Source organism: Intestinimonas sp. MSJ-38 (assembly GCF_018917925.1).
Classification (GTDB): domain Bacteria; phylum Bacillota; class Clostridia; order Oscillospirales; family Butyricicoccaceae; genus Pseudobutyricicoccus.
On record NZ_JAHLPO010000019.1, the window covers coordinates 1 to 13,385 of the forward strand.

Genomic DNA, 13,385 nt, shown 5'->3' on the forward strand with positions numbered 1-13,385 from the left:
CCCATCGCTATGTTATGCGGTATTAGCACATCTTTCGATGTGTTATCCCCCACTGAAAGGCAGGTTCCTCACGCGTTACTCACCCGTCCGCCACTAAGCATTCCCATCCATTGACCGAAGTCTCTGTCAGGGGTGCTCCGTTCGACTTGCATGTGTTAGGCATGCCGCCAGCGTTCATCCTGAGCCAGGATCAAACTCTCTAAAAAATCATTCATCAAGCACTGAAGTGCCTCATGCCTTTTTAGAGCTGTTTATCTCAGCTTAAAACCTTGTTGTTTCAAAAGTACTCACTTTCGAAACTCAAATAAATCTCTCAGGGTCCTTGTCTCTTTTGGCGTTGTTTAATTTACAATGTGCTAATTTGTCTTGCACCCTTCGCTCAGGATCGTGTCCCTCGCCGTGGTGCCTGATTATCTTACCACACTCACTCGCGTTTGTCAACTACTTTTTTCAAGGTTTCTTTCGGATTCAACCGAGAACCGTTGATTTCGTTAGCGTCCTGCGAAGTGCAGCTTGATAATTCTATCAGATCTGAATCCCTTTGTCAAGAACTTTTTTCGAAGCTCTTGACCAGTTTTCCGATCCTCACCGTCCCTCACGGGACAGCTTGGTTAGTATATCGCTTTTTTCCCCTTTTGTCAACACTTTTCTCCATCTTTTTTGCTTTTCTTTTTGCGTAGCCTGAAAAGGCCCTATACCGCAGCCATTCCAGAGGGGTAGCAAGGATAGAAAAACCCCTCCAGCCGATGCTGGAGGGGTTTCTTTTTTACCGATAAGACTTCTTCTTGGCGCGGGCCGCTTCGGACTTCTTGCGGCGCTTGACGCTGGGGCTTTCATAATGTTCTCTCTTACGGAGCTCGGAAAGCACGCCCGACTTTGCACAGGAACGCTTAAAGCGTCTCAGTGCGCTGTCCAAAGATTCATTATCTTTTACGCGGATCTCTGACATTTCATTCCCTCCCCCCGTGTTATAACCAATCAGTATAGGCAGATTTAAACACTCCTATATTATACGCAGGCAAGGGGGGTTTGTCAACTGTAAATCATGCGGGTTTTACAACTATATTGACGATTCTGCCGGGAATGACAATGACTTTCACCACTTGCATCCCTTCCAGAGCCGCCGCCACTTTGGGCTCGGCCATGGCCTTCTCCTGGATCTGCTCCTTGGTATCCTGGGCGCCGATCCATACAGTGCCCTTCACCTTGCCGTTGATCTGCACACCGATCTCCAGGGTGTCGTCCACTGTCTTACTTTCGTCATATTTGGGCCAGGGAGCATGCACCAGCATCTCCTTGCCGCCCATGCGCTCGTTGAGCTCCTCGCAGATATGGGGCGCAAAGGGAGAAAGCAGCAGAATAAAGTTCTTATACTCGGCCTGATTGACTCCATTGTCCCCAAAGGTATTGAGCAGGCTCATCAGGGCAGCAATGGCGGTATTGAACTTCAGGTTCTCAATGTCCTCGGTGACCTTTTTGATGGTCTTGTGCATTTCCCCTTCGTTCTTTTGGCTATAGCTGTCCCCAGGCTGCACCTGGTCAAACAGGGCCCATACACGCTCCAGGAAGCGACGGCAGCCCTTGACGGCGTTCTGAGACCAGGGAGCGGCCTTTTCAAAGTCGCCCAGGAACATCTCATACAGGCGCATGGTGTCGGCGCCATAGTCCCGCACGATGTCGTCCGGGTTAATCACATTACCACGGCTCTTGGACATCTTCTCGCCGCCTTCGCCCAGAATCATACCGTGGCTGGTGCGCTTCTGATAGGGTTCGGGCTGGGGTACAACACCGATGTCATAGAGGAACTTATGCCAGAAACGGGAATAGAGCAGATGGAGAGTGGTATGCTCCATGCCGCCGTTGTACCAGTCTACCGGCATCCAGTATTCCAAAGCTTCCTTGGAGGCCAGCTCCTTGTCGTTGTGAGGATCGCAATAACGGAGGAAATACCAGCTGGAACCGGCCCACTGGGGCATGGTGTCGGTTTCCCGCTTGGCGGGAGCGCCGCAGTGGGGGCAGGTGGTATTGACCCAGTCGGTCATCTTGGCCAGGGGAGATTCGCCGTCGTCGGTAGGCTCATAGGAATCCACTGCGGGCAGGCGCAGGGGCAGCTGGTCTTCCGGCACCGGGACCCAGCCGCATTTTTCGCAATAAACCAGAGGAATGGGCTCGCCCCAATACCGCTGACGGGAGAAGACCCAGTCACGGAGCTTATAGTTGACCTTGGTTTCGCCCTTCTTCTCTTTTTCCAGCCATTCCACGATCTTGACCTTGGCTTCTTCTACGCTCAGGCCGTCCAGGAAGCCAGAATTGACCATAATGCCGGTATCGCAGTCGGTGAAGGCTTCTTTCTCCACATCGCCGCCCTTGACCACTTCGATGATGGGCAGCTCAAACTTTTTGGCAAACTCCCAGTCACGGGTATCGTGGGCCGGCACGGCCATGATGGCGCCGGTACCATAGGACATAAGCACATAGTCGGAAACAAAAATGGGGATCTCCTGGTTGTTCACCGGATTGATGCCCCGGACACCTTCAATGCGTACGCCGGTCTTTTCCTTCACCAGCTCGGTGCGTTCAAAGTCGGACTTCCGGGCAGACTGCTCCTGATACTCCCGGACAGCGTCCATGTTCTGGATCTTTCCAGCCCATTTTTCAATATAGGGATGCTCGGGAGAAATAACCATATAAGTGGCGCCGAACAGGGTATCCGGCCGGGTAGTATAGATCTCCAGCACATCGCCCTCGGTGGTGTCAAAACGCACCTGGGCGCCGGTGGAACGGCCGATCCAGTTGCGCTGCTGGGTCTTGACCCGCTCGATATAGTCCACCTGGTCCAGATCGTCCAGCAGGCGCTGGGCATACTCGGTGATCTTCAGCATCCACTGGCTCTTTTCCTTGCGGATGACCGGGCTTCCGCACCGCTCGCACACGCCGTTGACCACTTCTTCGTTGGCCAGCACGCATTTGCAGGATGTGCACCAGTTGACGGGCATGGTGGTCTTATAGGCCAGACCCTTTTTGAACAGCTGGAGGAAGATCCACTGGGTCCACTTATAATAGGAAGGATCGGTGGTGTTGACCTCCCGGGACCAGTCAAAGGACAGGCCCAGAGAACGCAGCTGGCCTTTGAACCGGGCCACATTCTGCCGGGTCACTTCTTCCGGATGCACATGGTTTTTGATGGCATAGTTCTCTGTGGGCAGGCCGAAGGCGTCCCAGCCCATGGGGAAGAGCACATTATAGCCTTCCATCCGCCGCTTCCGGGCCACGATGTCCATGGCGGTATAGGGCCGGGGATGGCCTACATGGAGACCCTGGCCCGAAGGATAGGGGAACTCCACCAGAGCGTAATACTTGGGCTTGTCGTATTTGTTTTCCGCCCGGAAGGCCTGGGCCTCCTCCCACTTATCCTGCCATTTGTGTTCTATGGCCGTGTAATCATACTTCATTTTGCTTCCTCTTCCTTCTTTACAAGATAGGGCTCCACATCCACTTTCTGGGCATCGGACCAGAGCCGCTCAATAGCATACAGTTCCCGGGCTTCCTCCAGGAAAATATGGACCACAACGCTGGTGTAATCCATCAGGATCCAGTTGGATGTGACCCCTTCGATGTGATGGGGCACCACTTCATGCTCCCGCTTCAGTTTCAGTTCGATCTCTTCGCTGAGGGCCCGGATATGGGTGGTGGAGGTACCGGTCATCACCACAAAATAGTCGGTGAGGGTAGTCTGCTCAAAAACCCGGATGGCTGTGATGTCCCGGGCCTTCTTGCTGTCCGCCGCCCGGACAATGGCCTCCAGTGTCTGTTCAGGTGTCATATACTTTCCTCCGATTGTTCGTGATAGGTTCACGCTTATGGCGTGGTTGGCCGCTGAATGCCCGGATCGGTGTCTCCCGTCTCCGGGGTGATGGGATCCGGTGTAGGTTCCGGCTCAGGCTCAGGTTCTGGCTCGGGTTCCGGTTCCGGTGTAGGTTCTGGCTCAGGCTCCGGCGTCACCGTTTCGTTTCCGCCGCCTTCCGGCTCCGTGGGCTTGCTGGTCTCGCCGCCAGGCTGGGTGGTGGAACCGCCGCCGCTGGGCTTACTCCCTGAGGAGCTGGAAGAACCGGACGAGCTGGAGCTGGAACCGGAGTTCTGGGCCGGCGGATCGTCATCCTTCCCTTCCGAAGAGCTGCTGGAAGAAGAACCGGAACCGGCCGGGGCCGATGTGGAATATTTGCTGACATCGATCAGGTTGAGCTTGGTCACATCGTCCTTATACGGATTGAGCAGCTCATTGACCATCTCCAGAATCTCTTTCTCTTCGGGCACAAAATAGGACTGCATATGGCCGTAGTCCGCCTCGTAGAGGTAGGCTGCGTGACCGGGCAGAGTGGTCATATCAATGTTGTTGAAGTCCATCTTCAGCGCCTGCATTCCGAACCAGGTCAGCTCGCTGAGAGTCAGGTTGGTCTCGGTGTTGTCCAGCACGGCTTTGGTCATGTCCCCCAGATTGAGCAGATTCTCAGGGCTGAGGATCTGCTTGGCCACGGTGCGCAGGAATTCCTGCTGCATCTTGATGCGGCCGATGTCCCCTTCTGCATAACCGCCGGCCACACCCGGGTTGTTCTGACGGAAGCGCACCAGCTGAATGGCCTTTTCGCCGTCCAGATGCTGCATTCCCGGTTCCAGATAGATGTGGAGATCCTGGGAGGGATCGTCCCACACCATATAGGTGGGCACATTGAAGTCCACACCGCCGATCAGGTCGATCAGTTCTTCAAAACCTTCAAAGCTGACCACCACATACCGGTCAATGGGAATGCCCAGCAGCATTTCCAGCTCTTTTTCCAGCTGCTCCGGCCCGCCGCCGAAGCCGCCGTTGATCTTCTTGATCTTCCGCTTCACATTGGACATGGTATCCCGGGGGATGTTGACCATGTTCACCTGCTGGGTCTTTACATTATAGGATGCCACGATGATGGTATCGGTACGGGCACCGCCATCGTCGGTGCCGCAGAACATGAAGGTATAGTAATCATTCTTCCGTTCCCGGTCGCCATCTTCGATAAAGGGCTCCACCAGATCGGCGTAGGGATCGTCTTCTCCCTCGCCCAAAGTGACCTCCGGTTCTTTTACCGACACATCGGGGGGCTTGGCAAAGACCTTGAGGAAGGCATAGACCCCCACTCCCAGCACCAGCAATATTCCCAGAACGATCAACGGGATATACCGGGCTTTGAGCCGCCGCTTCTTTTTCTTCTTTCCGCTCTGCTCGGCCTGGATCTTGCTTTCGCCATTCCCAAGAGGCTTTCCAGGAACTTTCCCCGGCTGAGAAGGCACTCCTCCCGCCTCTTTGCCCTTGGCCTGAGACTTGGACGCGTTTTCCGGCCCCTTCTTTTCCGAAGAGGATGCCGGTCTGGGCGTGCCTTCTGTTTTTTTCACCTTCTCTTGAGAAGGGGTCCCCGCCTGTTTCTCCAGCTTTTCCACCTGGGGAAGAGGGGCCGTTTCGTCATGGCTGGCAGAAGGTTTTCTGCCGTGATTTCCACCAAATATCTTCATTTCCCATTCTCTTTCTTTGACCGCAGATCGTCCAATGCTTCCTGTGAGCGCCGGTCAGGCTCTCCGCCCTTCTGACGCACATGCTCTATGGTGTCGCTCAGCGCCTGTATCATGGCCTGATCCAGATCCTGCCGGCACAAGCTCCGCAATCGATCCACTCCAGGATAATCCCGGCCCGGCTCGATGCAATCGGCCAGGTAAACGATCTTGTCCAGGGTGGTCATATCCCGGTCCCCCGTGGTATGGCGGGCGATGGCCTGCACCACCTGGGGACTGGAGCCGAATTTGTCCTGCGCCAACGCTGCGGCCGTCTTCCCGTGGAGCAGGGCAGTATTCTGTTCACCATAGTCAAAAATTATATCGTACTGGCGGCACAATTTCAACTGCTCCTGGATATCCAGGCACTTGGTGGCATCGTGAAGCAAAGCCGCTTCCCGTGCTTCTTCCTCCGGCACCCCATATTGCCGGGCCAGAGAGGCCGCCACCTCTTCCACGCCCAGGGTGTGCCGCCAGCGTTTTTCGGTCAGATGCTCCCGTACCGCTTTCCCCAGCTCTTCCAGCCGGGAGGATGGCTGATACAGGCCGTGACTCTGGATATACCGGGCCACATCTTCATCCAGCTCACTTTCTCCGCCGCCGTCCATCACATCCTGACGCACCTGGGTGGAGCTGAGGACGGTGACCGGGCAGGACACCACATCGCTTTCCACTCCCAGCGTCTCTTTGAGAAAGATCTGCTGCCGCTGGATCTTTTCTTTTTCCTGCTCCTCCCGGGCCACCACGGCCAGACGGCAATAGCGGGCGATCTTCTCCGGCTGGCGCCATTTGTGGAAGGAAAGGAACATATCGGTTCCCATGATCAGCCAGAAATCCGCCCCCGGATATTCTCCAGCCAGCTGCTCTACCGTATCGCAGGTATAGCTGGGCCCCAGGCGGGACAGCTCCAGATCACACACCTGGGCCCGGGGGATCTTCCGGGCGATGATCTCCGTCATCTCCAGCCGCTGCCGGGGCGTGGCGCTGCCCGCCGGCATAAACTTGTGGGGCGGCACAAAGGCGGGAATGAGCAGCAGCCGGGTCAGTTCCAGCTGCCGGACACAGGCCGCCGCCGCCCGCTGGTGTCCCAGGTGGGGCGGGTTGAATGTGCCGCCGAACAAACCGATCCGGACCTTTTCTCCCTTATTTTCCAAGATCAATCACCGGGTTCTTCTCGTTCTTTTTATAGAGAACGAACCGGGAACCGATGCACTGCACCGGTTCGGCATCGATGGCCTCCGCCAAGACTTCGCAGGCCTCCCGGGTGGTGAGCAGGGCGCTCTCCAGCACCCGCACCTTGATCATTTCTTTATTGGAGATGGCCTGCTGGGCCTGGGTAATGACGCTTTCGGTGATGCCGCCCTTGCCGATCTGCATGACGGTGTCCAGACGATTGGCCAGGGAGCGCAGAGTTGCTCTTTGCTTGGATGTGATCATGTTATTTTTTCTCCTCTTCTTTGCCTTTCATTTCTTCCGCCAGTCCGGCGGCGCACTTTGCCATGGCCCGGGCCCGATGGGAAATCTTGTTCTTTTCCTCCCCGGGCATCTGGGCAAAGGTCATTTTATATTCCGGCAGGTAAAACACCGGGTCATAGCCGAAGCCCCCTTCGCCCTGGGGCTCTTCCAACACCAGGCCGGGACACTCGTCCCGCCACACCCGTTCGGTGCCATCGGGAAAGACGCAGGCCACCGCCGAAACAAATCTGGCGCCCCGCTTCTCCCGGGGAATGTCCTTCATATTGTGGAGCAAAAACTGGAGCCGGTCCCAGTCGCTGCCCGGACAATAGCGGGCCGAGTGGATTCCCGGTGCACCTCCCAGAGCGTCCACCGCCAGGCCGGAGTCGTCGGCCAGGGCCGGAAGGCCGGAGGCCTTGCAGGCCGCCCGGGCTTTGATCAGGGCGTTTTCCTCAAAAGTATCCCCATCTTCTTCCGGCTGGGTGTGCACGCCCGCTTCCTCCATGGACAAAATCTCAATGCCCAATCCCTGGAGGATGGCGCTCATCTCCCCTTTTTTCTTTTGGTTGTTGGATGCCAGTACAAATCTCACAGCAGATCACCTATGGTTTCTTTCTGGGCGGCGATCAGCTCACCGATGCCCTTTTCCGCCAGGGCGTACATGGCATCCATCTCCTTTTTGGAGAAGGGCCGCTCCTCTCCGGTGCCCTGGAGTTCGATGATATTGCCCTTGTCGTCCATGATGAAATTGAAATCCACCTGGGCGCCGCTGTCTTCCACATAGCAAAGATCCAGCAGGGGGTTATCATTCACCATGCCGCAGCTCACCGCCGCCACATAGCCCCGCAGGGGCAGCTTTTTGAAAATGCCCTCCTGGCGCAGCTTGTCCAGAGCCAGCACCAGAGCCACAAAACCACCGGTGATGGAGGCGCAGCGGGTGCCGCCGTCGGCCTGGATCACATCACAGTCGATGGTGATGGTCCGTTCGCCCAGAGCGTCCATATCGGTGACCGAGCGAAGGGCCCGTCCCACCAGGCGCTGGATCTCCGCCGAGCGTGGGGAGAGCTTCAGCTTGCTCACATCCCGCCGTCCCCGGGTGTTGGTGGCCCGGGGCAGCATGGAGTATTCCGCCGTCACCCAGCCGCTGCCGCTTCCCTTTTTGAAAGGCGGCACGCCCTCTTCCACAGTGGCGTTGCAGATCACCTTGGTGTCGCCGCACTCAATGAGCACCGATCCCTCCGGGTATTTGATGAAATCTTTGGTAATGGTCACCGGCCGCATTTCCTCCGGCTGCCGTCCATCATAGCGTCTCATGGGTCCTTCCTCCTTCTTTATTCAAAAAAGGCCTGCACAAACTGGCCTGCGTCAAATTCCAGCAGATCGTCGGCGGTTTCGCCCACGCCGATGAACTTCACCGGCACGCCCAGCCGGGCAGAAATATTGATAGCAATGCCGCCCTTGGCGGTGCCGTCCAGCTTGGTGAGCACCAGTCCGGTGAGGGTCGCCGCCTGATTAAATTGCTCTGCCTGGCTCAGGGCGTTCTGGCCGGTGACGGCATCCAGCACCAACAAGGTCTCCTTGTCGGCCTGGGGCAGCTCCCGGTCGATGACCCGGTTGATCTTGGCCAGCTCATTCATCAGGTTGGTCTTGTTATGCAGCCGTCCGGCGGTATCGCAGATGACCACATCCACCCCTCTGGCTTTGGCCGCGGAGATGGCGTCAAACACCACCGCCGCTGGATCGGCGCCTTCGCTGTGGCGCACGATATCGGCGCCGCACCGGTCGGCCCACACCGTCAGCTGATCGGCCGCGGCAGCCCGGAAGGTATCGGCCGCGGCAAAGAGCACCTTTTTCCCCTGGGCCGTCAGCTTCTGGCCCAGCTTACCGATGGTGGTGGTCTTGCCCACGCCATTGACCCCGATGACCAGAATCACCGAAGGATGGGTATTGAGATGGAGCCCATCGTTGGGGGTCATCTTTTCGGTGAGGATCTGGCACAGGGCTTCCACCAGTTCTTCCTTGGTCTCAATGCTCTGGCGCTTGGCCCGCTCCCGCAGCTCGTCGATGGTCTCGGCGGCGGTCTGAGCCCCGATGTCCGACAGAATCAGCGCATCCTCCAGCTCTTCCAGCGTCTCTTCATCCACCTTGCGGAACACCGACAGCACCGAATCCAGCGTCTCACTGATGTTCTCTTTGGTCTTTTGCAGACCGCTGCGGATCTTATCAAAAAATCCCATGTTTCTCTTTCCTCCTGATTGATTACTCCATCTATTCTTCCATCTTCTCCTGAAGGGAAACGCCCAGTTTTTCTTCCACCTGGCTCAGCTGTAGCCGCAGCAGCTTGGTCACCCCCTGCTCCTGCATGGTGACGCCATAGAGGATATCCGAGCCCTCCATGGTGCCCCGGCGGTGGGTGATGAGGATGAACTGGGTGCTTTGGCACAGGCGGCGCATATACCCCACATACCGCAGCACATTCACATCGTCCAAGGCGGCCTCGATCTCATCCAGCACACAGAAGGGCGTGGGCCGCACTTTCAGAATGGCGAAATAGAGCACAATGGCCACCAGCGCCTTTTCCCCGCCGGACAGCAGGGACATGGCCCGCTGGCTTTTTCCCGGCAGTTCCACATGGATGTCTATGCCGCACTCCAGGATATCTTCCCCTTCCTCCAGCTGAAGCCAGGCCTTTCCCCCGCCGAACAACTCCTGGAAGGTTTCGCCGAAGTGCTTATCGATGCGTACAAATTCCCGGCCGAAGATCTCCCGCATATTCTGGGTGAGATCTCCGATGATGTCCAAAAGATTGCCTTTGGCTTTTTCCAGATCCCGTCTCTGTTCCTCCAGGAACTGGTATCGCTCATGGACCTTCTGGTATTCCTCGATGGCCCCGATGTTCACCGGCCCCAGCTTTTTGATTTCTCCCCGCAGTTGTCCCAGCCGACGCTGGGCTTCGCTGCGGCTTTCCATGGGCTTCTGGATCTGCTGGGCCGCAGTGGGAGTCAACTCATAGCTTTCCCACATTTTATCCAGAACCTGCTTTTCCTCCAGCTGGAGCTGGCTGGCCTTGCCTTCCAGCCGGGCCTTTTCCCGCTCCATACGCAGAATCTCGTCGTTTTTCTCCTGGGCCTGCCGCCCATTCTGGGTGCGCTGGCCCTCAATACACAGTTTTTCCTCTGCCAGCGTTTCCAGCTGGCTCTGCTTTTTCTCCCGCAAAGCGGCGTATTCCGTTTTCACCGCTTCCTTTTCTTCCATCTGCCTGGAAAGCACCGTTTCCTCTGCGGAAAGCTCCTCCAGCTCCCGCTGGCGCTCTTCCCGGTCCCCGGAAAGGGAATGAAGCAGCTCTTCCAGCTGACAGAGGCTCTGCTCCAGTGCCCCAAGACGGCTGTCCTCCTGGGCTTTTTCCGCCCGTTTTTCCAGCAGCTGCTCTTCCGAAGTCCGGCGGCGCTGCAGGAGTTCCTGGCTTTCCGCCTGCAGCGCTTCCAAATGGCGGGCCGCTTCTTCCCGTTTTTCCGCTGCTTCCTCCTGGGCCTGCTTGTTTTCCGCAAGCCGTGTCTCCAATGTCCTGCGGCGCTCTTGGGCGCTTCCCTGCTCCTCCAGCAATCCTTCCAGAGCCTGGCGCAGGCTTCCCAGCAACAAAGCGTGCTGGCTTTGCCGGGCCTCCAGGGATTGCAGGGCCGCTTGCGCCTGGTTCTTCTCCTCCTGGGCGGCCTGGGCGTCATTCTCTGCCTTCTTCCATTCACCCTGGGCCTTCTGAACCTGTCCGGCCAGCTCCTTCAAATCGCCGCTTTTTTCCTCCAATGCCTGACGCAGTCGGGCGATTTCATTTTTCCGTGAGAGGATACCGGTGTTTTTGTTCAGGCTGCCGCCGGTCATGGCGCCGGAATTGCTCATCAACTGGCCGTCCAAAGTGACCATCCGATACCGGTGAGGATAGCGGCGGGACAGGCGAATGGCGCTGTCCAGGTCTTCCACCACCGCAGTGCCTCCCAGAAGGCTGCGCACCACATTGTCGTAAATAGGCTCCCGCTGTACCAGCGTATCGGCCATACCCACAAATCCGGGCTCGCTCTCCAACGGGCGGCCATCTGTCTTTCGGGGGGCCATAGCCGATACCGGCAAAAAGGTGGCCCGTCCCAGGTCCCGGCTTTTCAAAAAACCGATGGCCTGCTTGGCGCTTTCCTCGTCCTTTGTGACGATGTTGCTCATGGCTGCGCCCAAGGCGATCTCAATGGCCACAGCGTGTTCGTCCCCCACGGAGATCAGCTGGGATACCGGGCCATGGATGCCGGAAAGCACCCCCTTCCGGGCAGCTTCCAGGGTCTGACGCACTGCCCGGCCAAAGCCTTCGTAATCCCGCTCCAGGGCCTGGAGCAGTTCCGATCGATCGGAAAGGGTGCCCAGAGCACGCTTTTCCTCCTGATATGTTTCCAGCAGCTTCTGGGCCTTTTCCCGCCGTTTTCTGACCCGGAGCAAAAAGCCCTCCAGCATATTCCCGGCACTTTCCGCCTGCTCCCGGCCCTGCTCCAGAAGGGTCTCCAGATTTTTGGCTTCCCCTTCTTCTTTTTCCAACCGTTCTTTGGCCCGGGAAAGTTCCGATTCTAGGTTTTTGCCCCGGCTTTCCATCTCCTGGCCGCCGCTTTCCAAAGCAGCTCTTACGATCTCCAGCTGATGAAGCTGCTGGCTGCTTTGATCGAGTCCCTCCCGGGCCGCCTCTTCCCGCTGGGTCTGCTCCTGCTGATGCTCTGCCAACTCCTGCTGCCGATGGGCGATTTTCGCCAATTCCTGTTCTTTGGCGGCAAGGATCTTGCGGCTTTCCTCCCGCTGCTGTTCCTGAGCAGTTTTCTGTTCCACAAGGCCATCCTGGCGGGTGGCGTGCAGTTCCAGCTCCCGCTCCAGACGCCGGGCGTTCTGCCGGCCATTTTCCCGCTGGGCGCCCAACACAGCGATATCGCTTTCCAAGGAATGGATCTGGCCTTCAATATTCCGCAGCTCCACCCGGCTCTGCTCGGTCTCCAGTTCCTTGTCCCGCATGCTCTGAAGGAGGCGTTCCCCTTCTGCGTACAGCTCTTCCAGCTCCCGCCCCCGGGCGGAAAGCATCCGCTGGGCATTGTCCAGATCCACTTTGGTTTTTTGCCGGTTCTCTCCCAGTTTGGCAAGGGAATCCATCCAAAGGGAGACCTCCAGCACCCGCAGCTCATCCCGCAGCAGCAGAAATTGCCGGGCGTCCTGGGCCTGTTTCTCCAGCGGTCCTACCTGACTGTGGAGCTCGGTGATAATGTCCCGGATGCGCACCAGATTGTCCTCGGCGGCGCTGAGGCGGCGCTGGGCTTCATTGCGTTTATAGCGGTAACGGGTGATGCCGGCGGCTTCCTCGAAGATCTCCCGACGCTCACCGCTTTTGACAGCTAGGATCTCGTCGATACGGCCCTGGCCAATGATGGAGTAACCCTCCCGGCCCAGGCCGGTATCCATCAGGAGTTCGTGCACATCCTTCAGCCGCACCGGTTTTTTGTTGATGAAAAACTCACTTTCCCCAGAGCGGTAATAGCGGCGGGTCACGGCCACCTCATCATAATCCAGAGGAAGGCTGTGGTCTCCATTGTCCACGGTGAGGGTCACCTCACAATAGCCCAGGGGACGGCGGCGCTGGGTGCCGCCGAAAACCACATCCTCCATCCGGCTGCCCCGCAGGTTACGGGTGGACTGTTCGCCCAGCACCCAGCGGATGGCGTCCACCAGGTTGGACTTGCCCGAGCCATTGGGTCCCACAATAGCGGTGATCCCGCTGCTGAAATCCAGCCGCGTCTTATCGGGAAAGGATTTAAAGCCCTGGATCTCAAGGGATTTCAGATACAATGCCACACCCCCGCAGAAATTCTTCCATATTCAATTTATTGTATCAACTCCTGGGGAACTTTTCAACATTCTGAAGAAAGAAAAAAGCCGGATCGCAAAAAAGCGTTCCGGCCATGGAGACATTTTAGTTCTGTTCTGTGAGTTTCAGCTCATCGATGAGCCGGAGGACATGTTCGGGGCCATCCACCAGATAGGGGGTATCGTCCACAAACAGCGTGGGCAGACCCACACGGCTCTCCTTGCGGACCTCCTCAAAGGCGGGATAATTGTCCCGCACCTTCAGGAACTGGCGGAGATAGCCCATGCTGGAGGTAATGTCGATATAGACAAAGCGTACATTGTTCTGGGAAAGAACCTCTTTCACCGGGGGGCAGGTCTTTCAAAGGGGGCTGCCATACAAAATAATTTTACGCATAAAAGAGTACCGCCTTTCAATTATCAGTGTAACCAATAACTTCTGATTCTATTATAGAAGGGGGCAATAGCAATGT

Annotated in this window: 11 protein-coding genes and 1 rRNA gene; all 12 read right to left on the minus strand. The window is 57.1% G+C overall.

Features of this window, described 5'->3' with window-relative positions; genetic code table 11:
• A 16S ribosomal RNA gene (locus KQI26_RS11290) occupies window positions 1-206 on the minus strand; the annotation flags it as partial.
• A gap of 560 nt (window positions 207-766) precedes the next feature.
• Window positions 767-949 carry a 30S ribosomal protein S21 gene (rpsU, locus tag KQI26_RS11295; RefSeq protein ID WP_118427819.1) on the minus strand — a complete coding sequence of 61 codons (183 nt, stop codon included), beginning with the start codon at window positions 947-949 and terminating at the stop codon, window positions 767-769.
• A gap of 94 nt (window positions 950-1,043) precedes the next feature.
• On the minus strand, window positions 1,044-3,452 hold the full coding sequence (leuS, locus tag KQI26_RS11300) for a leucine--tRNA ligase (protein ID WP_216504496.1): 2,409 nt from the start codon (window positions 3,450-3,452) through the stop codon (window positions 1,044-1,046).
• A complete protein-coding gene (gene rsfS / locus KQI26_RS11305; RefSeq protein WP_118427817.1) occupies window positions 3,449-3,823 on the minus strand; it encodes a ribosome silencing factor in 375 nt (124 codons plus the stop codon). Before rsfS ends, leuS begins: the two co-directional genes overlap by 4 nt.
• Before the next feature lie 35 nt (window positions 3,824-3,858).
• Window positions 3,859-5,544, minus strand: coding sequence for an LCP family protein (locus tag KQI26_RS11310; RefSeq protein WP_216504497.1), 1,686 nt, complete (start codon window positions 5,542-5,544; stop codon window positions 3,859-3,861).
• Window positions 5,541-6,740, minus strand: coding sequence for a nicotinate (nicotinamide) nucleotide adenylyltransferase (gene nadD, locus KQI26_RS11315; RefSeq protein WP_216504498.1), 1,200 nt, complete (start codon window positions 6,738-6,740; stop codon window positions 5,541-5,543). The genes KQI26_RS11310 and nadD overlap by 4 nt, the downstream gene beginning before the upstream one ends.
• Window positions 6,724-7,017, minus strand: coding sequence for a YhbY family RNA-binding protein (locus tag KQI26_RS11320; protein WP_118427815.1), 294 nt, complete (start codon window positions 7,015-7,017; stop codon window positions 6,724-6,726). Before KQI26_RS11320 ends, nadD begins: the two co-directional genes overlap by 17 nt.
• A gap of 1 nt (window position 7,018) precedes the next feature.
• Complete coding sequence (gene rdgB, locus KQI26_RS11325) at window positions 7,019-7,627, minus strand: RdgB/HAM1 family non-canonical purine NTP pyrophosphatase (protein WP_216504499.1); 609 nt, start codon at window positions 7,625-7,627, stop codon at window positions 7,019-7,021.
• Complete coding sequence (gene rph, locus KQI26_RS11330; protein WP_118747152.1) at window positions 7,624-8,349, minus strand: ribonuclease PH; 726 nt, start codon at window positions 8,347-8,349, stop codon at window positions 7,624-7,626. Before rph ends, rdgB begins: the two co-directional genes overlap by 4 nt.
• 17 nt (window positions 8,350-8,366) lie before the next feature.
• Complete coding sequence (ftsY, locus tag KQI26_RS11335) at window positions 8,367-9,272, minus strand: signal recognition particle-docking protein FtsY (RefSeq protein ID WP_118747153.1); 906 nt, start codon at window positions 9,270-9,272, stop codon at window positions 8,367-8,369.
• A 31-nt stretch (window positions 9,273-9,303) separates the two neighbouring features.
• Window positions 9,304-12,894 carry a chromosome segregation protein SMC gene (gene smc, locus KQI26_RS11340; protein ID WP_216504500.1) on the minus strand — a complete coding sequence of 1,197 codons (3,591 nt, stop codon included), beginning with the start codon at window positions 12,892-12,894 and terminating at the stop codon, window positions 9,304-9,306.
• Window positions 12,895-13,018: 124 nt separating this feature from the next.
• Window positions 13,019-13,258 carry a hypothetical protein gene (locus KQI26_RS11345; RefSeq protein WP_118747155.1) on the minus strand — a complete coding sequence of 80 codons (240 nt, stop codon included), beginning with the start codon at window positions 13,256-13,258 and terminating at the stop codon, window positions 13,019-13,021.
• Window positions 13,259-13,385 lie beyond the last annotated feature (127 nt).

Coding starts and splice junctions, on each gene's coding strand:
- rpsU (WP_118427819.1), bottom strand. CDS start 949: ATGTCAGAGATCCGCGTAAAAGATAATGAATCTTTGGACAGCGCACTG.
- leuS (WP_216504496.1), bottom strand. CDS start 3,452: ATGAAGTATGATTACACGGCCATAGAACACAAATGGCAGGATAAGTGG.
- ftsY (WP_118747153.1), bottom strand. CDS start 9,272: ATGGGATTTTTTGATAAGATCCGCAGCGGTCTGCAAAAGACCAAAGAG.
- rsfS (WP_118427817.1), bottom strand. CDS start 3,823: ATGACACCTGAACAGACACTGGAGGCCATTGTCCGGGCGGCGGACAGC.
- KQI26_RS11310 (WP_216504497.1), bottom strand. CDS start 5,544: ATGAAGATATTTGGTGGAAATCACGGCAGAAAACCTTCTGCCAGCCAT.
- rph (WP_118747152.1), bottom strand. CDS start 8,349: ATGAGACGCTATGATGGACGGCAGCCGGAGGAAATGCGGCCGGTGACC.
- KQI26_RS11320 (WP_118427815.1), bottom strand. CDS start 7,017: ATGATCACATCCAAGCAAAGAGCAACTCTGCGCTCCCTGGCCAATCGT.